A 24,417-nucleotide genomic window follows, 5' to 3' on the forward strand; every position below is an offset into this window, starting at 1 on the left:
GCTTGACTTTGAGGCGGATTCTGAGCACTCGCCACCTCCCAGGGCGCCGACGTCGGGGATGAGCGGCGCAGAAGGGGCCGGGCGCATCGGTAGACGATGCGCCCGGCCCCTTCTGCGTGTGCGGTCAGGAGTCCTCGCGGTCCTCCGGCTCCGGCTCGGCGTCGGGCTCCGGTGCCGGCTCCGGAGCGGGCATCGCCGCCGCATCGGCCCTCGCGCGCTCCTGGCGCGACTGACGGGTCGCGAGCACGACGGCCGACACCACCAGCCACGCGCCGAGCGCGGCGAGCGCGATGATGGCGATGAGCTGCAGGTCGACGTCGTACCCGGAGAGGGCGGCGATCGCGCACGCGCCGGACGCGGCGACGATCGCTCCCCAGATGACGCCGGTCACGCGCTCGGCGGCGCCGCGGCGGGGACGGAGCTCGGTGGTCATGACGCGACCTCCTCGATCACGATGGTGGCGTAGCCGTCCGTGCTCGACGCGGTGTCGAGCGTGAGCAGAGGGTCGCCCGGATTGGACAGGGTCAGCGGCTCACCGGAGTACAGGTCGCACGCGACGCCCCGGTCGGGCCAGTACACGGAGGTCGGGACCGCCTGGTCCGCCGTGACCGCGAGCGAGCCGCCCGCGGCGATCCGCACGGTCGTGTAGGCGGCGGTGACGTCCACGGCGGCCGCCTTCTCGAGCCCGGTCTTCGCGAGGAGCCCTCGCGACATGCCGTCCGACGGCGGTGCCTCGTCGATCGCGTAGCAGCCGGCGGGGAGCGTGATGGTCGCGTAGTCGCCGTCGAACGCGCTCAAGGCGTCGTACGGGGTGGGCTCGGGCTCGGCCTCGAAGGAGGACGAGGCCTCGACGTCGGGATCGCCGACACCGATGTGGATGCCGTCGCCGTCGACCTGCACGTCCGGGAAGTACGGCTCGGCCCAGCTGTCGCGGACGTCGTCGGCCTTGGCGATGAAGATCGCCGTGGGGATGAGCATGACGGCCGAGGCGAAGGCCAGGAAGCCGAGCCGGCGGCCGCTCAGCGCGACGAGCATGAGGATCACGCCCACGCCGGTGACGAACAGCGCACCCCACGCGACCAGAGGCTGGACCGCGAGGTCGCCCTGGCGGTCGGCGATGGCGATGCCCGCGATCGAGAGGATCAGCCAGGCGAGCGTGAGCAGGTAGAAGGGGGCGCCGGGGCCCGGCACGCGTGCGGGGCGCGGGGGTCGTGGCGGCCGGGTGGGCGCGGCAGGAGGCACCGCATACGGCGCGCCGTAGGGGGCCGCGTACCCGGCCGCTGCATCGGCCGCCTCCTGGGCGGAGGCAGCGGCCTCGTCGGCTGCCGCGGACACGTCCGCCGCCACCTGCTCCGCCACCGCGGTGCGGTACGCCTGCCGGTGCTCGTGGCGGGCCTGGCGCGCGGCTTCGCGCTGCGCGCGGCGGTCGGCGGCCCACTGCGGCGGGGCGGCGTACTGCGGTCCGCCGCCCGGGGTGCCGGACGGCGGGGTCGCGCCGTCGCGGTGGCGGTCGCGTCGCACCAGGTAGACGATGAGCCCGATGATCGCGGCGAGCACACCGAGCGGGACCGCCACCGCGAGGATCGCCGCGGCCGCGCGGAACACGCCGCCGCCCATGCCGTCGTTCCATGCCGCGTTGGCGGACCACTGCCACGGTCCCGTGTTGTCGATGGAGGCGAGGCCCACGAGCGCCACCAGCGAGATCACCACGAGCGCGCCCACGTTCGGCACGCCGCGCCCGAAGTCCTGGGCGATGATGCGCCCGCGTCGATCCGGGAGCAGCGCCCATGCCGCGGCGTAGGCGAGGAGCACGATGCCGTTGAGCACGATCGCGAGCCCGACGAGCCCGACGCGGGTCCACGCCCTCGACCAGCCGAGGCGCTCGGCGACGCCGCCTGCGACGCCGCTGAAGACGCGGGCGTCCGAGCGGGTGAGCCCCCATCCGCGGATGGTGGTGAAGAACCCGGCCTCGGGAGGCGGGGTCTGCTGGTGGGTCATGTGTGGTCCTCCGATCTCCCTCGAGTCTCGCCCCCCGGTGCGGGGTGCCGCTATGAGGGAACGCCCTGATTCGGACCCTGATCCTGCGGCGGGCCGCCCGTCCTCCCGGCGGCCGAGGTCGCGGCGCGGGGCCCTGTGCCAAGGTGGTCCCATGACGGCCACCAGCATGCGGATCGCGCGTCCGCTCGAGCGGCGCTCGCCCGCCGTGCAATGGTGGCGCGCGACCGTGGGGCTGGTGCTGCTGGTCATCGCGGGCGTGATGCTGGTGCGCCGCTACGAGTGGGCGAACCTCGCGTGGTGGCTGCTGCCCCTGCTGCTCTTCGTGGTGGCCGTGGTGCTCGTGTGGAGCCCGCTCGAGAACGCCGTCCAGCTCGACGCGCGCCGTCCCGACGTGGGCGGGCTGTTCTCGCGCGACGCATGGCTGCGTGCGGTGGGTGGCGTGGTGCTCGCGATCGGCGCGCTCGGGCTGTTCGCGGCCGGGACGTCTGGATGGAACCAGGTGACCCGGGCGATCGTGGTGCCCGCGGTCGTCGCGGCGGGCATCGCGCTGGTGCTCGCCCCGTGGTGGCTGCGCCTGATCCGCCAGGTGGGGGTCGAGCGCGAGCGCCGCGTGCGCGAGTTCGAGCGCGCCGAGATCGCGGCGCACCTGCACGACTCGGTGCTCCAGACGCTCACCCTCATCCGCGCGAAGGCGGACGACCCGGCGGCGGTCGCGCGCCTCGCGCGGGCGCAGGAGCGCGATCTGCGTGCGTACCTCTACCAGGATCGCCGCAGCACCCAGGAGTCGGTCGCGACCGCCCTCGGGGCCGCGGTGGCCGAGGTCGAGGACGCGCACGGCGTCGAGGTCGAGGTGGTGACGGTCGGGGATGCGCCGACCACGCCCGGGCTCGCCGCTGCGGTCCAGGCGGTGCGTGAGGCAGTCCTCAACGCTGCCAGGCACGGAGCCGCGCCCTACTCGGTCTACGCCGAGGTGACCGCGACCGGGCTCGAGGTCTTCGTGCGCGACGGCGGTCCGGGCTTCGACCCGGCGGCGGTGCCGTCCGGCCGGCTCGGGATCCGCGAGTCGATCATCCATCGCGTCGAGCGGCATGGCGGGACGGCCGAGGTCCTGTCCGCGCCCGGGCGCCGCACCGAGGTGACCATCACGATGCCCCGGGAGGAGCAGCCATGACCGTGTCCGTGGTGATCGTGGACGACCACGACGTCATCCGTGTGGGGGTCCGGGAGAGCCTCGACGACGACATCGAGGTGATCGGGGAGGCACGCGACGTCGAGTCCGCCGTCGCGGTGGTGCGTGAGGTGCAGCCGCAGGTGGTGATCCTCGACGTGCACCTGCCCGGCGGGACCGGAGGCGGGGCGCTCGACGTGCTCGCGGAGATCCTGCATCGTCCCGGGGCGCCCCGCGTGCTCGCGCTGTCCGTGTCCGACGCGGCCGAGGACGTGGTCGCGACGGTGCGCGCCGGCGCGCGCGGGTACGTCACCAAGTCGATCTCCGGGCCCGACCTGTCCGATGCCGTGAGGCGGGTCGCGACCGGCGACGCGGTGTTCTCGCCGCGCCTGGCCGGGTTCGTGCTCGACGCGTTCGGCGCCGCGGGCGGCGAGGTCGCCGCGGCCGACGAGGACCTCGACAAGCTCACCGAGCGCGAGCAGGAGGTGATGCGGCTCATCGCGCGCGGCTACACCTACCGCGAGGTCGGGGAGAAGCTGTTCATCTCCGTCAAGACGGTCGAGACCCACGTGGGCAAGGTGCTGCACAAGCTGCAGCTGTCCAACCGTCACGAGCTCGCGCACTGGGCCGCGCAGCGTCGGATCGTCTAGCCGCGGCCCGGGCCGCTCGACGCCTCGGCTCCCGCAACAGGTGCGGATCGTGTGCGCCCGTGCGGTCCCCGGATGCCAACGCGTGCGGATCGTGCCGGCCGGCGCGCGGCACGGGGGAGCGGCCGCACGATTCGCACGCGTTCCTGCTCGCAGGCGCTCTCGGGTCGCACGATCCGCACCCCCTCGGGCACGGTGGTCATGGGGGATGGCGCGCCCGCCTGCTACCCTGGGCAGTACTTGCAGGGCCGTCGACGGCCCTCCTGCGTCGCAGATTGCTTCCACTTCTCGCCGGCGCCCGACCATGATGGCGGCGCGGCTCGTAGAAATTCTCTTCGGCGAACGAGAGCGGACACCTCCGCCTTCGCCACCTTCCCCGGTGCCGCGCGAACGCGCGCGCCGGTGGCTGCCCAGAAAGGCACCCATGTCCTCCACCACCTTCGCCGAGCTCGGCGTGCCCACCCCGATCACCGATGTGCTCGAGCGTGACGGCAAGACCTCGGCCTTCCCCATCCAGGTCGACACGCTCCCCGACACGCTCGCAGGCCGCGACGTGCTCGGCCGCGGTCGCACCGGCTCGGGCAAGACTCTCGCCTTCTCCATCCCGCTCGCCGCGCGCCTGGGCGCCGGTCGCGCCAAGGCTCGCCCTGGCCGTCCCCGTGCGCTCATCCTCGCCCCCACGCGTGAGCTCGCGACCCAGATCGACGCCGTGGTCGCGCCGCTGGCCGCCGCGTACGGCATGCGCACCGCCACCATCTTCGGCGGCGTCAGCCAGCGCCGTCAGGAGCAGGCGCTCTCGCGCGGCGTCGACATCGTGGTCGCGTGCCCGGGTCGCCTCGAGGACCTCATGGGTCAGGGGCACGTGTCGCTCGACGCCGTCGAGGTGACCGTGCTCGACGAGGCCGACCACATGGCCGACCTCGGCTTCCTGCCCGGCGTCACGCGCATCATGAGCAAGACCCCGCAGCGCGGTCAGCGCCTGCTCTTCTCCGCGACGCTCGACAACGGTGTGGACAAGCTGGTCAAGCGGTTCCTCAGCGATCCCATCCTGCATTCGGTGGACGATGCGTCGAGCCCGGTCGAGGCCATGACGCACCACGTCTTCCACGTCGACGGCGCGGACGCCAAGAAGGACGTGGTCCACGCGCTCGCCTCGGGCACGGGCCGCCGCATCCTCTTCACGCGCACGAAGCACCAGGCCAAGCGCCTCGCGCGCCAGCTCACCGCCGCCGGGATCCCCGCGGTCGAGCTGCAGGGCAACCTGTCGCAGGCTGCGCGCGACCGCAACCTCGCGGCCTTCTCCGGTGGGGGCGTGCGCGTGCTCGTCGCGACCGATGTCGCGGCCCGCGGCGTGCACGTCGACGGCATCGAGCTCGTGGTCCACGTCGACCCGCCGGCCGAGCACAAGGCCTACCTGCACCGCTCGGGCCGCACCGCGCGTGCGGGCTCTGCCGGTGATGTGGTCACCGTCGTGATGCCGGAGCAGCGCAAGGAGACCGAGCAGCTGCTGCGCAAGGCCAAGATCACGGTGCGTCCGCAGGCGGTCAACGCCGCGTCGAGCCCCGTCACCCGCCTGGTCGGCGAGGTCGCTCCGCACGTCGCACCGACCCAGGCCGCCGCGCCGCAGTCGCACCACACGTCGCACCCCGGCGACGGCCGCTCGGCCGGCGGCTCGCGCCCCGGCCGTGGCCGCCGCTCGGGCGGGCGTGGACGCGCGCAGGGGTCCTCCTCGACCACCGCGCAGGGCCAGGGCCGCCAGGCTCGCGGCCAGGGCGGGGCCAAGGCGGGCGGCTCCGCGAACCGCGCCCAGGGCGCGTCGAAGACGACCGGGACCGGCGCATCGTCCGGCGGTGCCGCGGCGTTCTCGGCGCGCGGCGGCTCGGGATCGGGCCGTCGCCGGTCGCGCTGATCGGACATTTCCTACGAATCGCATTTCCCCTTGTTCCAGGGATGACGTCGCTATAGCCTGCGAGGGTGTCAAGCGCGGACGCATCTGAGGGGTCGGCCGCGGGAGGACGGCGCCTCGCGCAGGCGGACCTCCCGCGCGCCTATGCGGCGCGCCCGGATGCGGATCCTCTCAAGGCCCCGCAGTTCTGGGCGGCGTCGGCGACCCCGGCCGGGGGTGTGCCCCGGGCGCGCATCGCGCCCGAGGTGCCGGCCCCCGTCGACCCCGCCGTGGTGCTCAGGCGCCTCGCGGAGCTCGCGGTGGCGGAGGCGACCACGGACGTTCGCGTGATGCCGGACGACCACACGCCCAAGGTGCTGCCGCGGCGTTCGGAGTCCAAGGGCGGCGGAGCGCTGTCCGGCGGCGTGCCTCCGGCGCCGCCTTCTCGCGAGGCGTCGACGGTCCCGAGCCGGCGCAGGCTGCGCGCGACCCGTCCCGATCATGAGCCTGCGCCCGAGGAGCAGTCGGATGCCGCGATCCGCAGCGAGCGCGCGGACGTCCTCGCCGACCTGATGCCGAGGCTCAAGGGTCTGTCGGAGGACCGCCGCCCCGAGATGCGCTCGCTCTACGCGCTGTGCTACTCGCTGCTCGCGTGCGAGGGCCGGGCCCCCGCCGACCGCGAGGTGTGGCGGGCGTTGCTCGGCCTGAGCAAGTACGACGTCGACCCCGGGGTCCGACGCATCGCCGATGCGGCGCTCTCCGACCTCGAGCGCCACGGCACGGTGCCGCGCGGCGCGTGAGCGGCTACACGGCGTCGGTGTAGATCCCGAGGTCGTCGACGGGTGCGGCGTCCCCGACCCAGAGGATCACCTCGTGCGTGCCCGCGAGCGTGGGGTCGGAGTACGAGACCGGGGGGACCTCGTCGACCATCTCCTCCATCGAGTGGACGGTGACGCCGGAGGTGACCGTCACCACCGCGTCCCCGGAGGACCAGCTCGCGGTGCACGTGAACGAGCGGCGCTCGGCGGTGGCGCCCTGACAGGCCGGCGCGACCTCGACGTCGCCTGACAACTGGTTTTCGAACGAGTCCACGAGCTCCCGGAAGGTCGCCGGCAGGCCGTCCGACTCCTCGTAGGTCCAGCACCGCAGCGGGCGCTCGGCGGACGGGTCCGCCCACCCGTCGTAGAGGTCGCCGCAGGGCACCTCGGTCGCCCGACCGGGCAGCGGCGTCCAGGAATCGAGCGCGTCGGCATCGAGCGTCGACGGGCTGGAGCAGGCGGTCACCAGGGCGATCGCGGCGAACGCGAGAAGTCGGCGCATGGCGCGAGGCTAGCGTGCTCCGCCTGGCCCGTGGACGGCCGCCGCCGGTGTCCGCCCGAGCGCCTAGAATCTCTCGGGTCATGGATGCGCTCTTCGATCTCGACGGCTCCGTCCCCAGCGAGCCCCAGCCCAGCACGCCCGCCGCCCAGCAGCCGGAGCCGGAGGAGTGGGGCGCGCCCGACTTCGAGCCGGCACCCGAGGAGGCGAACGAGCCCGAGCCCGAGGACGCGTGGATCCCGCCGACGCCGATCCTCGCGGGCCACCACCGGCCGGAGCCCGCGCCGAACCGCCCGGTGCGCGACGCATCGTCCCTGGTGAAGGGGCTCAACGGTCCGCAGGCGGAGGCCGTCACCCACGAGGGCGAGGCGCTGCTCATCATGGCGGGCGCCGGGTCCGGCAAGACGCGCGTGCTGACGCACCGCATCGCGCACCTGCTCGAGACGGGACGCGCCCGCCCGCATCAGATCCTCGCGATCACGTTCACCAACAAGGCGGCGGCGGAGATGCGCGAGCGCGTCGAGGCGCTCGTGGGTCCCGAGGCGCGCCGCATGTGGGTCGCGACGTTCCACAGCGCGTGCGTGCGGATCCTGCGCGCCGACCACCAGCTCGCCGGGCTCAGCAGCACGTTCTCGATCTACGACACGTCGGACTCGGTCAACCTCATGAAGCTCGTCATGAAGGAGCTGAACCTCGACCCCAAGAAGTTCACGCCGAAGGCGATCCTGGGCCGCATCGGCAAGTTCAAGGACGAGCTGATCGACCCCGAGGTGGCGCTCGCGGGCGCCTCGATGGCGTCCAAGTTCTCGATCGAGCACGCCGCCGCGACGGCGTACCCGCTGTACCAGCGCCGTCTCGAGGCGGCCAACGCGGTCGACTTCGACGACATCATCGTGAAGACCGTGAGGCTGGTGCAGGAGCACCCGCAGGTCGCGCGCGCCTACCGCGAGCGGTTCCGCCACATCCTGGTCGACGAGTACCAGGACACCAACCACGCGCAGTACGTGCTGGTGCGCGAGCTGGTCGGCCCGGCGGACGATGCGTCGCTCCCGGCGGGCGAGCTGACCGTCGTGGGTGACGCGGACCAGTCCATCTACGCGTTCCGCGGCGCGACCATCCGCAACATCATGGAGTTCGAGAAGGACTACCCGAACGCGCACATCGTGCGCCTCGAGCAGAACTACCGCTCGACCCAGAACATCCTCACCGCGGCCAACACGGTCATCCAGAACAACTCCGACCGCCGTCCCAAGAACCTGTGGACGGACTCGGGCGCCGGCGAGAAGATCAAGGGCTACGCCGCCGACACCGAGCAGGGCGAGGCGCAGTACATCGCCACCGAGATCCGCCGGCTCATCGACGAGGACGGCATCGAGCCCAACGACATCGCGATCATGTACCGCGCCAACGCGCAGTCCCGCGCGGTCGAGGAGCGCTTCATCCGCGCCGAGATCCCCTACAAGGTGGTCGGCGGCACGCGCTTCTACGAGCGCAAGGAGATCAAGGACATGCTCGCGTACCTCGCCGCCGTGGTGAACGAGGACGACGACGTCGCGACCCGCCGGATCATCAACGAGCCCAAGCGCGGCATCGGCGACACCGCGGTCGAGTCGGTCGAGGGCGTGCGCCGCACGCTCGTCGCGGCCGGCCAGGAGGCCAGCTTCGGCGTGGCGCTGAGGCATCTGGACGATGCGGGGCTGCAGGCACGCTCGCAGCGCGCCATCGAGGACTTCGTGCGGCTCATGGACGATCTGCGCGCGCTTGCGAAGGACAACGGGCCCGCGGGCGTGCTCGACGCGATCGCGGACCGGTCGGGTCTGCTCGCCTCGCTGAGGAAGAGCGAGGACCCGCAGGACGCGAGCCGCGTCGAGAACATCATGGAGCTCGTGGCCGTGGGCCGTGAGTTCTCCGAGGACAACCCCGACGGCACGCTCGCTGACTTCCTCGAGAAGGTCGCGCTGGTCGCGGACGCGGACCAGGTGCCCGACGCGGACGGCAGCGGCGGCGTGGTGACGATGATGACGCTCCACACGGCCAAGGGCCTCGAGTTCCCGGTGGTGTTCCTCACCGGCATGGAGGACGGCACCTTCCCGCACATGCGGTCGATCGAGTCCGGCGACACCAAGGACATGGAGGAGGAGCGCCGCCTCGCCTACGTGGGCCTCACCCGCGCCCGCGAGCGGCTCTACCTCACGCGCGCCGAGGCGCGTTCCTCGTGGGGCGCGCCGCAGTACTTCGGGCCGAGCCGATTCGTCGAGGAGATCCCCGACGAGCTCATGGAGTGGACGCGCGCCGCGGTGACGATGGGCTCGCTGCGCGAGCGCTCCGACCGGGGCTCCTCCCGTTCGGGCGCCTGGTCGGGCATGGGCTACGGCGGCAACCAGGACCGGGGCGACGGCAACACGTACTCGCGCGCCGGCGCGGTCACCACGAAGCGCGTCCCCCCGAGCCCGCCGGGGGCCGGCTCGGGCGACATCGGCTTCGAGGTCGGCGAGCGCGTGCTGCACGACAAGTTCGGCATGGGCAAGGTCGTGGGCACCGAGGGCGTGGGTCGCAACGCGGTGGTGAAGGTGGACTTCGGCGGCGAGGTCAAGCGCCTGGTGCTGCGCTTCAACTCCCTCGACAAGCTGTAGGGCACGGCGCTAGCGTTCCCCCAGATATCTCTGGGGGGATGATGCGCAAGGCGGCATGGATCGGTCTGGTGGTCGCGCTCGCGGCCGGGGCGGCGGTCTGCGTGCCGCTGCCGTTCGTCGCGACCGAGGCCGCGACGGCACCGTCGGAGTTCTCGGCGACGCTCGAGGACACCGAGACCGACGGCTGCGGCACCGTGACGGTCACCGCGGGCCTCAGCGGGACCGTGCAGCATCCGCTCGTCGACGTGCTCGGGATCGCGCGCCTCACCGGCGTCGAGGTCACGGACGCGCGCCTGAGCGTCGCCGAGGAGCCGGGATGCGGCGAGCGCGACGCCGTCATCGCCGCGGGCTTCGCGGGCATCACCCCGACCGGCGAGTGCAGCGAGTGGAACATCGATCAGGAGGAGGGCAGCGCCGTCGCGGTCGACTGCGGGGGTACGGGCGTGCGCCTCGAGGTGGCGACCGACGAGGGTGCCGGCGCGGTGGACGGCTCCGGCCTGACGCTCACGATCGCCGGCGGCGTCACGCGGGACGACGTCTGGTGCCTTCGGGTCGACTCGGGCCTCATGTTCCGTGACGGCGGGGCGTCCTCGACGGTGGCCTCCTCGGCCTCCGACGTGCTGTGCCTCGATCTCGAGACGTAGCGGCCGGGCGCCCGCGCGCGGCGCTCATCGTCCCTCCGCACTAGGCTCTACCTGGACTTGAACTCAGGGAGGGCGCAATGTCGGAGAAGACCTCGAAGGTGTCGATCGTCGGCGCGGGTGCCGTCGGGGCGACCCTCGCCTATGCAGGCCTGATGCGCGGATTCGCGCGCACGGTCGCGCTGTACGACATCAACAAGGCGAAGGTCGAGGCGGAGGCGCTCGACCTCGCGCAGGGCATCCAGTTCATGCCCGAGGCGACGGTGCTCGGATCCTCCGACATCGGCGTGGTGGAGGACTCCGACGTGGTGGTGATCACCGCGGGAGCGAAGCAGCAGCCGGGCCAGACCCGCATGGATCTCGCGGGCGCGACCATCGGCCTCATGGACAAGGTGCTGCCGCCGCTCCTCGAGGCCGCGCCGAACGCGATCTACATCCTCGTCACCAACCCGGTCGACGTGGTGACGTACGCCGCGATCAAGAAGTCCGGCATGGACCCGTCCCGCATGTTCGGCTCGGGCACGGCGCTCGACACGTCGCGCCTGCGCCACCAGATCGCCGACTACTGCGACATCGCGGTGGGCAACGTCCACGCGTACATCGCGGGCGAGCACGGCGACTCCGAGGTTGCGCTGTGGTCCTCGGCCACCATCGGCGGGCAGCCGCTGGTCGACTGGCGCGGCCGCGACGGCGAGGTCGTGATGACCCCGGAGGTGCGCGAGCAGATCCACCACGACGTCATGCGCTCCGCGTACACGATCATCGAGGGCAAGGGCGCGACCAACTACGCGGTCGGCGCCGCGGGTGCGCGCATCGTCGAGGCGGTCCTGGGCGACCAGCGCCGCATCATGCCCGTGTCGACCCTCATCGACTACCCGAACGTCGGCGAGGTCTGCATGTCGCTGCCAGCCGTGATCGGCCGCAACGGCATCGAGCACCAGGCCGCGACCCCGATGGACGACGAGGAGAAGGCGGCCCTCGAGGCCTCCGCCCGCTCGATCAAGGAGACCGCGAACCGCTTCGGCGTCGGCTGACGCTGCACGATGCCCCGGTCGCCCGCGCGGGCGACCGGGGCATCGTCACGTCCGGGCTCAGGCGAACAGATCCGTCGAGAGGTAGCGGTCGCCCCGGTCGGGGACGATGAAGACGATGGTCGCATCGTGCTCCGTCGCCGCGAGCCCGAGCGCGACGTGCGCGGCGCCGCCCGCGCTCATGCCCGCGAGGATGCCCTCCTCGCGGGCGAGCGCGCGCGTGGTGCGCGTCGCATCGTCCTGGCTCACGTTCCGCACCTCGTGCGGGACGGTCGGATCGAAGATGCGGGGCAGGAACTCCGGCTCCCACGCGCGGATGCCGGGGATGCGGGAGCCCTCCTCGGGCTGGACGCCGACGATGCGGACGGCATCGCTCAGCTCGCGCAGGCGGCGGCCCGTGCCGGTGAGCGTGCCCGTGGTGCCCATCGAGGACACGAAGTGGGTCACGCGTCCGTCTGTCTGGGACCAGATCTCCTCGGCCGTCGCGGCCATGTGCGCGGCGGGGTTGGCCGGGTTGGCGAACTGGTCGAGCTGGACGCCCTCGCCCGCGGCCTCCATCGCGTCGGCGGTGGTGCGCGCGAGCTCCATCCCGCCGGCGGGGTCGGTGAGCACCAGCCGTGCGCCGTACGCGGTCATGGTGCGCGCGCGCTCGACGGACAGGTCCGCGGGCATCACGAGCACCATGGCGTAGCCGCGCACCGCCGCGACCATGGCGAGGGCGATGCCGGTGTTGCCGCTCGTGGCCTCGATGACCGTGTCGCCCGGACGGATGCGCCCTGCGGCCTGCGCGGCCTCGATCATCGACAGCGCCGGACGGTCCTTGACCGAGCCCGCGGGGTTGGTGCCCTCGAGCTTCGCGAGCACCACGGTGCCGCGTTCGGCGGCGCCGGCGGCGAGGCGCTGGAGCCTCACCAGGGGCGTGCGGCCGATGGTCTCCTCGATGGTCGGGTAGTCGCGCATGCCCCTAGTGAACCGGAAGCAGGGCCGATGCGCGACGATGCCCCCGGCCGGGACCGGGGGCATCGTGCGTGGCGGGCTCAGACGCCCACGAGCTCCTTCTCGCGCGGAGGCTCGGACGCGCCGCCCTCGACGGAGACCTGCGGCAGCCAGTCCAGCCACCGCGGGAGCGTCCAGTTGCGCTCGCCCAGCAGCGCCATGATCGACGGCACCAGGATGGTGCGGACCACGGTGGCGTCGATGATGACCGCCGCCGCGAGCCCGAAGCCCATCTGCTGGAACTCCGCGAGGTCGCCCAGCGAGAAGCCGAGGAACACCGCGACCATGATGAGCGCCGCGCCCGTGATGAGGGAGCCGGTGCGGGACAGACCGAACACCACCGCGTCCTTCGTGTCGCGCGTCGAGTCGTAGCGCTCCTTGATGCGGCTGATGAGGAACACGTGGTAGTCCATCGACAGCCCGAACAGCACCGCGAAGAGGAACACCGGGATCCATGGCGCGATGCCGTCCACCTGGGCGAAGCCGAACAGCTCGGCGCCCCAGCCGTACTGGAACACGGCGACCAGGAGGCCGAACGCCGCCGCCGCGGAGACCACGTTGAGCGCGATCGCGGTGAGCGGGATCGCGAGCGAGCGGAACGCCACCAGGAGGAGCAGGAAGCTCGCTCCCAGGACGATCGTGACCAGCAACGGCACGTGGTCGACGATCACGTCGCGGAAGTCCACCGACTCGGCCTGCCCTCCGCCGACGCTCGCGGTGGCCTCGGTGCCGCCGAGCGCCGCCGGCACGATGTCCGTGCGGAGCCGGTCGAGCGCCTGCTCGGCGGCCGGGTCGGCCGAGTCGAACACGTCGCGCGTGTCGATGAACGCGGTGGTGCCGCGCCAGTCGACGGTGGTCTCCGCGAAGGCCGGGTCCTCATCGATCGCGCTCGCGAGCGTCTCGACGGCGGACGTGGAGCCGCCCGCGTCGTCGATCGCGACCAGGGTCGACGACTGGCCGTAACCGAAGTCGTCGACCAGCACCTCCATGCCCTGACGCACGTCGTTGTCCTCCGGCAGCGCGTCGATGCCCGGGAACGTCAGACGGATCGAGAGCAGGGGCAGGGCGAGCGCGAGCAGCACCGCGAGGCCGCCGGCCGCGAAGACCGCCGGACGTGCGACCACGGTGCGGGCGATCGCGCTCCACACCCGCGGCTCGCGGCCCGGGTGCGCCGTCGGGATGCGACCGCGGTTGACACGGTGGCCGAGCAGTCGCAGGACGGCGGGCAGCAGGGTGAGCGCCGTGATGACGGCCATGACCGCGACGATCATCGCGCCGGCGCCGAGCGAGCGCATGATGGTCGACGGCACCACGAGCATCCCGACGAGCGAGATGAGCACGGTGACGCCGGAGAACAGGATCGCGCGGTTGGCGGTCGAGCCGGTGATCGCGACCGCGTCCTTGACCGTCCGGCCGTGCGCGAGCTCCTCGCGGAAGCGCTGGACCGCGACGAGGCTGTAGTCGATGCCCAGGGCCAGGCCCATCATCGTGATCATGTTGACGATGAAGAAGGACAGCTCGAACACCTGACCCACGATCGCCGTGGCGCCGACGGCCGTGGTGATCGCGACGATCGCGACCATGAGCGGCAGGCCCGCCGCGACGAGCGCGCCGAACACGATCACGAGGATCACCAGCGCGACCGCGATGCCGATCATCTCGCCGCGCACCAGGGTGTCCTCCGCGAGCGAGTCGAAGATGACCTCGGCGGTGGTGTCGCCCACGTTGTGCAGCGAGAAGCCGGCGGCCGCCGCCTCGTCGGTCGCGGCCGAGACCGCCTCGCCGACCGTGTCGGAGTCCGCGTCGACCACCGCGGTGACCAGCGCCGTGCGGCCGTCCTCGGAGACGGGATAGGGCTCCTCGAGGCTCGGCGCCGTGACGGACTGCACGCCCGGCAGCGCCTCGAGCCCCGCGACCACCCGCTCGACGGCGGCGGTGAACTCAGGGTCGCCCCACGTCGCCGAGTCCGCGGTGATGACCACCGTCTCGTCCGTGGTGGAGTCGTCCGCGCCGCGGAGCTCCTCGTTGCGATCGGCCGCTGCATCGGACTCGGTCGCGACCAGCATGCGGTCGTCCTGCGTGAGGGCGTCGCCGAGCCCCCCTGCCGCGACGACCGCGGCGACGATCGCCAGCAGCCACGCGGTGATGGTCAGCCACGGCCGTGCGGCGGCGGCTCGGGCGATGCGCCCGGTGATGCCAAGCTCCATGATCCCCTCCTCGAGATCGCCGGGACCTCCCGGCTCACCTCGACGCTAGGGAGGCGACCCCCCTGGGATCTGCGCGCTCAGGGATGAATCGGGCATGCCCCGCGGGTGAACTCGGCGTGGTCCTCGCGGGGGAGGGCGCGCATCGTCTCCCCCGGGAGGGGGAAGGGTTCCATCCGGGCGAGCGAGGGCGCATCGGCCCTGCTCACGGCACGATGGAGGCATGCACGCGCTCGGTCGTTACTTCTCCGCCCTGTGGGATCCCCGCACCTGGGGGGCGGTGCTGTACTTCGTCATCAGCCTCCCGATCGCGATCGTGCTGTTCACGTACGCGATCACGGGATACGCCGTCGGGATCGGGCTCGCGATCGTGTGGGTAGGCCTGTTCGTGCTGGTCGGCGTGCAGGCCTCCCTGCGGCCGATCGGCGCCGTCGAGCGGGTGATGGCGATGCGGATGCTCGGATTCTCGATCCCGCAGCCCCTGCCTCCGCGCGGCGCGAACGATCCGAAGCTCGTCCACCGTGCGCTCGCGCTGTTCGGCGACGCCGGCTCGTGGTGGGTGCTCGCGTGGATCGCGGCGAGGATCGTGCTCGCTCCGATCGCCTTCGCCTTCGCGATCGTGCAGCTCGTGGTGCCGATCAGCCTCCTCGCGGCGGTGGTGATCGTCGCGTTGCATTACCTCGGGCTCGACGGCTGGCTCCAGATCGAGAACGCGACCGCGGACGAGCGCGCCGTGGTCGACACGGTCATGTTCTGGACCGCGGTCGGCAGCCCGCTCCTCATCGCCCTGATGCCGGCGCCGGCCTGGATCGTGCGTGGCCTCGCCGCCGTCCACCGGTGGCTCGCGTCCAACGCCCTGGGCATCTGCGGCAGGGACGTCGCGCGCGCCGCGACCGCTCGCGCGGAGCTCGCGGAGGAGCAGGTGCGCATCGACCAGGAGCTCCACGACAGCATCGGCCACATGATCACCATGAACATCGTGCAGGCCGGCGCCGGCGCGCACGTGTTCGACTCCGATCCGGAGTTCGCTCGCCAGGCCTTGCGCAACATCGAGGAACGGGGCCGCGCCGCGATGGGCGAGCTCGACCGCATCATCGCCACCATCCGCGGCGACGATCCCGGCGAGCGCACGCCGCTGCCCGGCATCGCGGACATCCCCGCCCTCGTCGAGGCGTCGCGTGACGCCGGCATCGTCGTCGATGCGGAGCTGGACATCGCGCCGGTGCCTCCCGCGATCGGGCGCGCCGCGTTCGGCATCGTGCGCGAGTCGCTCACCAACGCGGCGCGGCACGCCCCGGGTGCCCCGGTCTCCGTGCGGGTGGTCCGCGAGGACGATGCGCTCGCGATCGACATCGTGAACGGCCCGGGGGGTGCGGCGCCGGCGGCATCGTCCGTGCGGGCGAGCCACGGCGTGGCGGGCATGCGCGACCGGGTCACGCTGCTCGGCGGGCGCACCGCGATCGGGCCGCTGCGCGACGGCGGCTACCGCGTGAGGGCGCTGCTGCCGCTCGAGTCGACCATCCGTCCGGCGGGTGAGGGCTCCGCGTGGGACGATCTGCGCGAGGAGGTGCGCGCATGAAGGTGGCGATCGTCGACGACGACCCTCTGGTGCGCATGGGGCTGCGTGCGATCGTCGGCTCGGAGGACGGCTGGGACGTGGTCGGCGAGGCCGGCGACGGCGTCGACGCCGTCGCCCTCGCGGAGCGCGAGCGGCCCGACATCATGCTCATGGACGTGCGCATGCCCGGCATGGACGGGCTCACGGCGACGCGCGAGATCATCGCGCGCGGCATCGCGACCCGCGTGCTGGTGCTCACCACCTTCGAGGTCGACGAGTACGTCTTCGACGCGATGCGCTCCGGCGCCTCGGGCTTCGTCCTCAAGCGCATCCCGCCCGCCGACCTCATCGAGTCGATCCGCGTGGTCGCGCTCGGCGAGTCCCTGCTGTTCCCGTCGTCGACCCGCGCGGTCATCGAGCGCTTCGCGTCGCGCGGCCTCCAGCGGCTGCCCGAGCTCACCGAGCGCGAGGAGGACGTGCTGCGCGCGCTCGCGCGGGGCCGCTCGAACGGCGAGATCGCGGCGGACCTGTTCGTGTCCGTCGAGACGGTGAAGTCGCACGTCGCCTCGATCCTCATGAAGCTCGGCGTGCGGGACCGCACCCAGGCGGTCATCGCGGCCTACGAGAGCGGCTTCGTGGCGCCCGGGGAGGTCTCCGAGGCCTGACAGCTGCAACGGATCCCACGGCGACACGCCGAGCCCGTCGGCGCATCGTGCCCCGACGCGCCGGAAGACCGGGACCGGATCCGTTGCTGCTGTCAGGTGGGGCGGGGGACCTTGGTCCTGTCGCTTCGTGAGACGTGGGTAGCATGAGGCCTGCAGCATCGGACCAGCGCGCCGACGAGGGCGCGCCCTTCGCGTGAGGACAGTGCATGGACCTGTACGAGTACCAGGCGCGCGACATGTTCGAGAAGCACGGCGTACCCGTGCTCCCCGGCATCGTCGCCGAGACCCCCGCCGAGGCACGCGCCGCGGCCGAGCAGCTGGGCGGCGTGGTCGTCGTCAAGGCGCAGGTCAAGGTGGGCGGACGTGGCAAGGCCGGCGGCGTCAAGGTCGCCAAGACGCCCGAGGAGGCCGGGGCCTACGCCGAGGCGATCCTCGGCATGGATATCAAGGGCCACACCGTCCACCGCGTGATGATCGCCGCGGGTGCCGCCATCGCCGAGGAGTTCTACTTCAGCGTCCTCCTGGACCGCGCCGAGCGCCGCTACCTGGCCATGTGCTCCGTCGAGGGCGGCATGGAGATCGAGCAGCTCGCCGTCGAGCGTCCCGACGCGCTGGCGCGCGTCGCCGTCGACCCGCTGGTGGGCATCGACCAGGCGAAGGCCTACGAGATCGTCGACGAGGCGCGCTTCCCGGCGGACCTGCGGGACGCCGTCGCGGACGTGATCCAGAAGCTGTGGGCGGTCTACAAGAACGAGGACGCGACGCTGGTCGAGGTCAACCCGCTCGTGCGCACCGAGGACGGCTCGATCATCGCGCTCGACGGCAAGGTGACCCTCGACGCGAACGCGGACTTCCGCCACGAGGACCACGCGGCGCTCGAGGACAAGGCAGCCGCGGACCCGCTCGAGGCCAAGGCCAAGCACATGAACCTCAACTACGTGAAGCTCGACGGCTCGGTGGGCATCATCGGCAACGGCGCGGGGCTGGTCATGTCCACGCTCGACGTGGTCGCCTACGCCGGCCGCGAGTTCGGCGGCCAGAAGCCCGCCAACTTCCTCGACATCGGCGGCGGCGCCTCGGCCGAGGTGATGGCCAACGGCCTCGACGTCATCCTGCACGACCCGCAGGTCAAGAGCGTGTTCGTCAACGTGTTCGGCGGGATCACCTCCTGCGTCGCGGTGGCGGACGGCATCGTGGGCGCGCTCGAGGCGCTCGGCGACAAGGCGACCAAGCCGCTCGTGGTGCGACTCGACGGCAACGCCGTCGAGGACGGCCGCGCGATCCTGGCGCACGCCAACCACCCGCTCGTGACCATCGTCGAGACCATGGACGGCGCCGCGGCCAAGGCCGCCGAGCTCGCCGCCGCGGCCGCCTAAGGAGACACCATGGCAATCTTCCTCACCGCAGAGTCCAAGGTCATCGTCCAGGGCATGACCGGCTCCGAGGGCATGAAGCACACCCAGCGCATGCTGGCCTCCGGCACCCAGGTCGTGGGCGGCGTGAACCCGCGCAAGGCCGGTGCCGAGGTCGAGTTCCCCGGCGACGTGCTTGTCCCCGTGTACGGCACGGTGGCCGAGGCGATGGCCGCGACGGGCGCCGATGTCTCGGTGCTGTTCGTGCCGCCGCCGTTCACCAAGGCCGCGGTCATGGAGGCCGTCGACGCGGGCATGCCCCTGGTGGTCATCATCACCGAGGGCGTGCCGGTCGCCGACACGGCCGAGTTCTTCGCCTACGCGCAGTCCAAGGGCACGCGCCTCATCGGCCCCAACTGCCCGGGCCTCATCACGCCCGGCCAGTCCAACGTGGGCATCACGCCCGCGAACATCACCGGGCCCGGCAAGATCGGGCTGGTCTCCAAGTCCGGCACGCTGACGTACCAGATGATGTTCGAGCTCCGCGATCTGGGCTTCTCGACCTGCGTGGGCATCGGCGGCGACCCGATCGTCGGCACCACGCACATCGACTGCCTCGAGGCGTTCGAGAACGACCCGGACACCGCGGCGATCGTGATGATCGGCGAGATCGGCGGCGACGCCGAGGAGCGCGCCGCGGCGTACATCAAGGAGCACGTCACCAAGCCCGTGGTGGGCTACGTGGCCGGCTTCGAGGCGCCCGAGGGCAAGACCATGGGCCACGCCGGCGCGATCGTGTCCGGCTCGGTGGGCACCGCCGCCGCCAAGAAGGAGGCACTCGAGGCCGCCGGCGTGCGCGTCGGCACCACGCCCTCGGAGACCGCGGCCCTCATGCGGGAGATCCTCACCGCGTCCTGACGCGCGGACGATGCGGGGCCCGGGTGCGCGAGCGCCCGGGCCCCGTTCGCGTTCCCGTCCCGACACTTCCAACGGATCTCGAAGCGCCACGCCGGCCTGGACACGTTCACACGGCCGGGCGCCCGGCGTGTCGAGTCCAACTCCGTTGGCACTGTCGGAAGGGAGCGGCGCGTGGCGGTCCGCCGCATCGTGGCCCGCCCGGGTGACCATGGATGCCATGCCCACCCCCCTACCCGAGAACGCGCGCCTGCCGCTGTTCGCGCGCATCCGCGCGGCGATCCCCGGGTGGATGGGCGGCCTGCTCACGGGCGTGCAGGGCGTGGTGCTGTCCTACCTGGTGGTGCTGGTGCCCGCGCTCGCGGCGGTGGCCGGGGCGCCGAGCCTCGACGGCTCCGCGGCGGTCGACTGGTCCGGCGCCACCGCGATCGCCACGGACCTGTGGCTGCTGGGCCACGGCGTGCCGTTCGTCACGGATCAGGCGACGCTCAGCCTCATCCCGTTGGGCCTGCCGCTCGTCACCGCGGGGATCCTCGCCGCGGTCGCGCGGCGCTTCGCCGTCAAGACCTGGGCCAGCTGGGCGCTCGCGGTCGCCGCGTTCGCGATGGGAGCGGCGCTCATCGGCTGGCTCGGAGCGCCGGACGGGCTGCGCTCGGGCTCCGCGGCGCGGGCCGCGCTCGTCGGCACTCTCATCGCCGCGCCGGCGGTCGCCGCGGGGATCTGGCGCGCGTACGGCGCGCGCCTGCGCATCCTCGACATCATCCCCGACCCCGTGCGCGCCGGCCTGCGCCTGGGGCTCGGCACGCTCGCGCTCGTGATCGCCGCGGCGGCCGCGGTGGGCGGCGCGTGGGCCGTGCTCGGGATGGACCACATCTCGGTGATCGCGGCGAGCCTGCGCATGGACCCGCTCGGCGCCGGCGCGCTCGCGGTGGCGGAGACGCTCTACGTCCCCACCATGGTCTGCTGGATGGTCGCGTGGCTCGTGGGACCGGGATTCGTGGTGGGCACGGGGTCGCTCTACGCGGTCGACACGCTCACCGCCGATGCGCTCCCGAGCGTGCCGCTGCTCGGCGCGCTGCCCTCGGGATCGGGCGGCTGGTGGGTGTGGGCTCCCGTGGGCGTGGTCGCGCTCGCGGCGTTCGCCCGCGCGCTGCTGTCCCGCCGCATCGGCCTCGACTGGGACTCGGCCAAGTCCGCCGGCGTCGCGATCGCCGCCGTCGCCGCGGGGCTCGCGACCCTCACGGCGCTCTCGCGCGGCTCCGCCGGACCGGGCAGGCTCGCCGACATGGGCGCGGAGGTGGTGCCGGTGACGCTCATCGGCACCGCGCTCGTGATGGTGGGCTACGGGCTCGTGTGGGGCACGCTCGCCGCCTGGCGGTGGACGCGGGGCCGCGTGCGCGGGGACGATGCGGCCGTGACGGGCCCGGTGCCGCTCGCGGGCGTGCGGCCCGACGCGGCGGAAGTCAAGGACGCAGCTGCGCCGGCACGTTGAGGCCCCAGCGCTCGAGCATCTCGGCCGACGAGTCGAGGTACTCGTCCAGGCACGCCTGCTCGGCGGTGTGCGTGATGGCACGATCCTGGCACTCCACGAGCGCGAGGATCTGCTCGTGGAGGATCACGAGGCCCACGCCGGACAGCAGTGCGAGCGCCGAGACGCCCAGCCCGATCCAGAGCATCGTCTTGAGCGCGGTCAGCTGCACGCCCTGGAGGCTCACGAGCGCGACGATCATCGCCGCCGCGCATGCGGGCGCGAGCAGGAGCGTGCTGTACCCCCACAGCGCCCCGAGCATCGGCACGAGCAGCATGGCCGCGAAGAGCACGAGCGACCAGCGGACGGCGCGGCGCGCCCGCGCGCTCACCTCGGGCGCGGCAGGGGTCGTCGGCATGCGGCTCCCTCGGTCGGTGTGACCCCCAGCATGCCGATAGGCTCGGCGCTGTGACAAACCCACCCCCGGCCCGGCGTGTCGTCGTGCTCGCCTCGGGGACCGGGTCCATCCTCCGCGCCGTCGTCGAGGCCGCCCGCGAGGAGGCGTTCGGCGCCCGCGTGGTCGGGGTCGTCACGGACCGGGCCGACGCGGGAGCGCTCGACATCGCGCGCGAGGCCGGCATCCCGACGGCGGTGGTGCGCCTCGAGGACTTCGGGTCGCGCGCGCTGTGGGACGAGGCCGTCGCGCGGACGCTCGCGACCTTCGACCCCGAGCTGGTGCTGCTCGCGGGATTCATGCGGCTGCTCGGCGAGCCCACGCTCGACCGGTTCGGCGGCCGCATCGTCAACACGCACCCCGCCCTGCTGCCTGCCTACCCCGGCGCGCACGGGGTGAGGGACGCCCTCGCCGGCGGGGCCAAGGTGACGGGCTGCTCCGTCATCCTGGTCGACGCGGGCGTGGACACCGGGCCCATCGTCGCGCAGGCGGCGGTCGAGGTCCTCGACGACGACACCGAGTCCACGCTCCACGCGCGCATCAAGGAGGTCGAGCAGGTCCTGGTGGCCCGCACGCTCGGCCGGATGGCGCGCGAGGGCTGGACCGTCACGGGCCGCTCCGTGCGATTCGGAGCGCCGACACCCACTCCTGAGGAGGAATCATGACCGAGCGTCAGGCCGTGCGCCGCGCCCTCATCTCCGTCTACGACAAGACCGGCATCGAGGAGCTCGCGACCGCGCTGACCCACGAGGGCGTCCAGATCGTCTCGACCGGCTCGACCGCGCAGCGCATCGCTTCCGCGGGCGTCCCCGTCACGCCGGTCGAGGAGCTCACGGGCTTCCCCGAGTGCCTCGACGGCCGCGTCAAGACGCTGCACCCGCGCGTCCACGCCGGCATCCTCGCGGACCGCCGCCTGCCCGACCACGTGCGTCAGCTCGAGGAGCTGGGCATCGAGGCGTTCGACCTGGTGGTGGTCAACCTCTACCCGTTCGCCGCGACCGTCGCGTCGGGCGCCTCCGACGACGAGATCGTCGAGCAGATCGACATCGGCGGCCCGTCGATGGTGCGCGCCGCCGCGAAGAACCACGCGTCCGTCGCGGTGGTGGTGGACCCCACCGACTACGAGGCCGTCGCCTCCGCCGTGGGCCACGGCGGCTTCACCGTCGCGGACCGTACGCGCTACGCCGCGAAGGCCTTCCAGCACACCGCGGAGTACGACGTCGCGGTCGCGACCTGGATGTCCGCGCACGCCGAGGACGAGCCCGCGGCCCTCGCGCCCTGGATGGGCGCATCGTTCACCCGCGAGGCGATCCTGCGCTACGGCGAGAACCCGCACCAGTCCGCGGCGCTGTACACGGACGGCTCGGGCGCCGGCATCGCGGGCGCGCGTCAGCTGCACGGCAAGGAGATGTCCTTCAACAACTACGTCGACGCGGACGCCGCGGTGCGCGCCGCGTACGACCACGCGGGTCCCGCGGTCGCCGTGATCAAGCACGCGAACCCGTGCGGCATCGCGGTCGCGGACACCATCGCGGAGGCGCACGCGAAGGCCCACGCGACGGACCCGGTCAGCGCCTTCGGCGGCGTCATCGCGTCCAACGGCGTGATCACGGCCGATGCGGCCCGCCAGATCGCGGAGATCTTCACCGAGGTGGTGGTCGCCCCCGGGTACGAAGACGAGGCCATCACGGTGCTCACCGCGAAGAAGAACCTGCGGATCCTCGAGATCGACCCCGCGCCGCTCGCCTCCGAGTGGCGCCGCATCACGGGTGGGCTGCTGGTCCAGGACGTCGACGCGATCGACGCGCACGGCGACGCGACGGCCGCGTGGCAGCACGTGGCCGGCCCCGTGCCGGACGAGGCCCTGCTCGCCGAGCTCGAGTTCGCGTGGCGCGCGTGCCGCGCCGTGAAGTCCAACGCGATCCTGCTCGCGAAGGACGGCGCGGCCGTCGGCATCGGCATGGGTCAGGTCAACCGGGTCGACTCGTGCCGCCTCGCGGTGAGCCGCGCGGGCACCGAGCGTGCCGCGGGCTCGGTCGCGGCGTCCGATGCGTTCTTCCCGTTCGCGGACGGGCTCGAGGTGCTGATCGAGGGCGGCGTGAAGGCGGTGGTGTCGCCCGGCGGGTCGGTGCGCGACGCCGAGGTCATCGCGGCCGCGGAGTCCGCCGGGATCACGCTGGTCCACACCGGCACGCGTCACTTCTTCCACTGAGGTTCGCGTGTCCGAGAGCTCCCACACGCCGCGACGGCTCGCCTACGTGCTGGTCGTCGCGGTGGTCGCGATCGCCCTGTCCGGCCTCCTCATCGGGGTCGGCAGGGCGGTGCTCGCGCTCGCGGTGTTCGCGGCGGCGGGCGCGGTCGCGCGCATCGTCACGCCGGTCCAGGGCGCATTCCGTGTGCGTCGTCGCGCGATCGACGTCGGCGTGCTCGTGGTGTTCGCCCTCGTGCTCGCGTTCCTGGGGCTCACCACGCCGCTGTCGTGACGCATCGGCCTTCCGTGCGTGCGGGGTCAGTCCTCGATGAGCTCGACGACCTCGACGGTCTCGAGGTCCTCCTCGGGGCCGAAGGCGCGGAACAGCATCCCGGACACCGCGGCGCCGAGCATCGGCGCGACCCAGAACAGCCACACCTGCTGGAGGTGGTCGGCGCCGGAGAACAGCGCGATGCCGGTCGCGCGCGCCGGGTTGAGCGCGCCGTTGGTGAACGGGATCGCGATGAGCACCAGGAAGCCGACCGTGAGGCCGATCGCGAACGGCGCGACCGCGGGGTTGGCACGATGCGAGGTCACGGACAGCACCACGGCGACCAGCAGGGCCGCGATGATGATCTCGACCACGCCTCCCGCGACCCAGCCGAACTGGGTGGGGGAGAACTCGCCATAGCCGTTGGCGCCGGTGCCGATGAACTCCTGCGCGGTGCCGAGCTGGTCGTAGAGCTCGTTGGTCGAGCGCAGCCCGAGCAGCACGGCGCCCGCCGCGCTCGCCCCGATCAGCTGCGCCAGGATGTACGGCGCGACGTCGCGGCCGGGGAAGCGGCCGGCGAGCCACACGCCCACGGTCACCGCGGGGTTGAGGTGCGCGCCGGAGATGCCGCCGAAGATCAGCGCGGCGATGATGACGCCGAGCGCGAAGCCGAACGCGACCGTGATGACGTCCCAGCCCATGACCCCGGAGAACACGGCCGCGCCCACGCCCATGAAGACGAGGATGAACGTGCCGCCGACCTCGGCGGCCATCCGGCTCGCCAGGCTCGGGCCGGAGTTGTCCTCGACCCACACGTCCTCGTCGATCTCCTCGGTCAGGATGACCTCGTCCTCGACGGGGGCCTCCTCGTCCGTCTCGACCGCCTCGGCGTCGGCGGTCGGCTCCGTCGGCTCCTTCTCCGGACCGTCCTCGAACTCTCGCTGGCTCATCGTTCCTCCTGCGTAGGGGCGCCTCGGCGGGCGCGCTCCGTCGCATCGTCGCACGCCTGCGGGCCGTGCGCGA

The 24,417-nt window shown here is 72.7% G+C and carries 22 protein-coding genes; 15 read left to right on the top strand and 7 right to left on the bottom strand.

Annotation, left to right across the window (positions count from 1 at the left end; genetic code table 11):
* Nucleotides 1-124 precede the first annotated feature (124 nt).
* Nucleotides 125-433, bottom strand: coding sequence for a hypothetical protein (locus tag AOM06_RS09280; RefSeq protein WP_062305040.1), 309 nt, complete (start codon nucleotides 431-433; stop codon nucleotides 125-127).
* A complete protein-coding gene (locus AOM06_RS09285; protein ID WP_062305041.1) occupies nucleotides 430-1,998 on the bottom strand; it encodes a PspC domain-containing protein in 1,569 nt (522 codons plus the stop codon). The genes AOM06_RS09280 and AOM06_RS09285 overlap by 4 nt, the downstream gene beginning before the upstream one ends.
* Nucleotides 1,999-2,149: 151 nt before the next feature.
* Between AOM06_RS09285 and AOM06_RS09290 the strand changes: the two genes are divergently transcribed.
* From AOM06_RS09290 to AOM06_RS09305, 4 genes are all read left to right on the top strand, one after another.
* Nucleotides 2,150-3,169: a sensor histidine kinase gene (locus tag AOM06_RS09290; protein WP_062305043.1), complete on the top strand. Its 1,020-nt coding sequence runs from the start codon at nucleotides 2,150-2,152 to the stop codon at nucleotides 3,167-3,169.
* Entirely contained in the window at nucleotides 3,166-3,816 is a 651-nt protein-coding gene (locus AOM06_RS09295; RefSeq protein WP_062305045.1) for a response regulator, read from the top strand. Before AOM06_RS09290 ends, AOM06_RS09295 begins: the two co-directional genes overlap by 4 nt.
* A gap of 421 nt (nucleotides 3,817-4,237) precedes the next feature.
* Nucleotides 4,238-5,722 carry a DEAD/DEAH box helicase gene (locus AOM06_RS09300; RefSeq protein WP_062305051.1) on the top strand — a complete coding sequence of 495 codons (1,485 nt, stop codon included), beginning with the start codon at nucleotides 4,238-4,240 and terminating at the stop codon, nucleotides 5,720-5,722.
* A gap of 65 nt (nucleotides 5,723-5,787) precedes the next feature.
* A complete protein-coding gene (locus AOM06_RS09305) occupies nucleotides 5,788-6,498 on the top strand; it encodes a hypothetical protein (RefSeq protein WP_062305054.1) in 711 nt (236 codons plus the stop codon).
* A 4-nt stretch (nucleotides 6,499-6,502) separates the two neighbouring features.
* Here the strand turns inward: AOM06_RS09305 and AOM06_RS09310 are convergent, their stop codons facing one another.
* Nucleotides 6,503-7,018 carry a hypothetical protein gene (locus AOM06_RS09310; protein WP_062305056.1) on the bottom strand — a complete coding sequence of 172 codons (516 nt, stop codon included), beginning with the start codon at nucleotides 7,016-7,018 and terminating at the stop codon, nucleotides 6,503-6,505.
* 80 nt (nucleotides 7,019-7,098) lie between these two features.
* On the opposite strand from AOM06_RS09310, the gene pcrA reads away from it, so the two are divergent.
* The 3 genes from pcrA to AOM06_RS09325 all read left to right on the top strand — a co-directional run bounded on the left by pcrA (nucleotide 7,099) and on the right by AOM06_RS09325 (nucleotide 11,323).
* Nucleotides 7,099-9,648: a DNA helicase PcrA gene (gene pcrA / locus AOM06_RS09315; RefSeq protein ID WP_062305058.1), complete on the top strand. Its 2,550-nt coding sequence runs from the start codon at nucleotides 7,099-7,101 to the stop codon at nucleotides 9,646-9,648.
* 38 nt (nucleotides 9,649-9,686) lie between these two features.
* On the top strand, nucleotides 9,687-10,292 hold the full coding sequence (locus tag AOM06_RS09320) for a hypothetical protein (RefSeq protein ID WP_156163662.1): 606 nt from the start codon (nucleotides 9,687-9,689) through the stop codon (nucleotides 10,290-10,292).
* A gap of 77 nt (nucleotides 10,293-10,369) precedes the next feature.
* Entirely contained in the window at nucleotides 10,370-11,323 is a 954-nt protein-coding gene (locus tag AOM06_RS09325; protein WP_062305064.1) for an L-lactate dehydrogenase, read from the top strand.
* Between the two features lie 57 nt (nucleotides 11,324-11,380).
* Here AOM06_RS09325 and cysM read toward each other — a convergent pair whose 3' ends face one another.
* Together cysM and AOM06_RS09335 are read right to left on the bottom strand one after the other, a co-directional pair.
* Nucleotides 11,381-12,280: a cysteine synthase CysM gene (cysM, locus tag AOM06_RS09330; protein WP_062305066.1), complete on the bottom strand. Its 900-nt coding sequence runs from the start codon at nucleotides 12,278-12,280 to the stop codon at nucleotides 11,381-11,383.
* A gap of 77 nt (nucleotides 12,281-12,357) precedes the next feature.
* A complete protein-coding gene (locus AOM06_RS09335) occupies nucleotides 12,358-14,523 on the bottom strand; it encodes an MMPL family transporter (RefSeq protein ID WP_062305069.1) in 2,166 nt (721 codons plus the stop codon).
* 220 nt (nucleotides 14,524-14,743) lie between these two features.
* Here AOM06_RS09335 and AOM06_RS09340 point away from each other — a divergent pair, with 220 nt between their 5' ends.
* From AOM06_RS09340 to AOM06_RS09360, 5 genes are all read left to right on the top strand, one after another.
* Entirely contained in the window at nucleotides 14,744-16,099 is a 1,356-nt protein-coding gene (locus tag AOM06_RS09340; RefSeq protein WP_062305072.1) for a sensor histidine kinase, read from the top strand.
* Complete coding sequence (locus tag AOM06_RS09345; protein ID WP_062305074.1) at nucleotides 16,096-16,743, top strand: response regulator transcription factor; 648 nt, start codon at nucleotides 16,096-16,098, stop codon at nucleotides 16,741-16,743. Before AOM06_RS09340 ends, AOM06_RS09345 begins: the two co-directional genes overlap by 4 nt.
* Nucleotides 16,744-16,949: 206 nt before the next feature.
* Nucleotides 16,950-18,119: an ADP-forming succinate--CoA ligase subunit beta gene (gene sucC / locus AOM06_RS09350; protein ID WP_062305077.1), complete on the top strand. Its 1,170-nt coding sequence runs from the start codon at nucleotides 16,950-16,952 to the stop codon at nucleotides 18,117-18,119.
* Between the two features lie 9 nt (nucleotides 18,120-18,128).
* Nucleotides 18,129-19,013: a succinate--CoA ligase subunit alpha gene (gene sucD, locus AOM06_RS09355; RefSeq protein ID WP_062305079.1), complete on the top strand. Its 885-nt coding sequence runs from the start codon at nucleotides 18,129-18,131 to the stop codon at nucleotides 19,011-19,013.
* 217 nt (nucleotides 19,014-19,230) lie between these two features.
* Nucleotides 19,231-20,502, top strand: coding sequence for a cell division protein PerM (locus tag AOM06_RS09360; protein ID WP_062305082.1), 1,272 nt, complete (start codon nucleotides 19,231-19,233; stop codon nucleotides 20,500-20,502).
* On the opposite strand, the gene AOM06_RS15090 is transcribed toward AOM06_RS09360, so the two are convergent.
* On the bottom strand, nucleotides 20,474-20,896 hold the full coding sequence (locus AOM06_RS15090) for a hypothetical protein (protein ID WP_062305085.1): 423 nt from the start codon (nucleotides 20,894-20,896) through the stop codon (nucleotides 20,474-20,476). The two genes, AOM06_RS09360 and AOM06_RS15090, sit on opposite strands and share 29 nt — an antisense overlap.
* A gap of 50 nt (nucleotides 20,897-20,946) precedes the next feature.
* Between AOM06_RS15090 and purN the strand changes: the two genes are divergently transcribed.
* The 3 genes from purN to AOM06_RS09380 are packed head-to-tail and all read left to right on the top strand — an operon-like array spanning nucleotide 20,947 to nucleotide 23,415.
* The gene (gene purN, locus AOM06_RS09370) at nucleotides 20,947-21,597 is read left to right on the top strand and encodes a phosphoribosylglycinamide formyltransferase (protein ID WP_062305087.1); all 651 of its coding nucleotides are present in this window, start codon (nucleotides 20,947-20,949) and stop codon (nucleotides 21,595-21,597) included.
* On the top strand, nucleotides 21,594-23,144 hold the full coding sequence (purH, locus tag AOM06_RS09375; protein ID WP_062305088.1) for a bifunctional phosphoribosylaminoimidazolecarboxamide formyltransferase/IMP cyclohydrolase: 1,551 nt from the start codon (nucleotides 21,594-21,596) through the stop codon (nucleotides 23,142-23,144). The genes purN and purH overlap by 4 nt, the downstream gene beginning before the upstream one ends.
* A 7-nt stretch (nucleotides 23,145-23,151) precedes the next feature.
* Nucleotides 23,152-23,415: a hypothetical protein gene (locus AOM06_RS09380; RefSeq protein ID WP_062305089.1), complete on the top strand. Its 264-nt coding sequence runs from the start codon at nucleotides 23,152-23,154 to the stop codon at nucleotides 23,413-23,415.
* Nucleotides 23,416-23,441: 26 nt separating this feature from the next.
* On the opposite strand, the gene AOM06_RS09385 is transcribed toward AOM06_RS09380, so the two are convergent.
* Complete coding sequence (locus AOM06_RS09385) at nucleotides 23,442-24,344, bottom strand: aquaporin (RefSeq protein ID WP_062305091.1); 903 nt, start codon at nucleotides 24,342-24,344, stop codon at nucleotides 23,442-23,444.
* Nucleotides 24,345-24,417: the final 73 nt, after the last annotated feature.

Source organism: Demequina subtropica, assembly GCF_000971235.1.
Classification (GTDB): Bacteria; Actinomycetota; Actinomycetes; order Actinomycetales; family Demequinaceae; genus Demequina; species Demequina subtropica.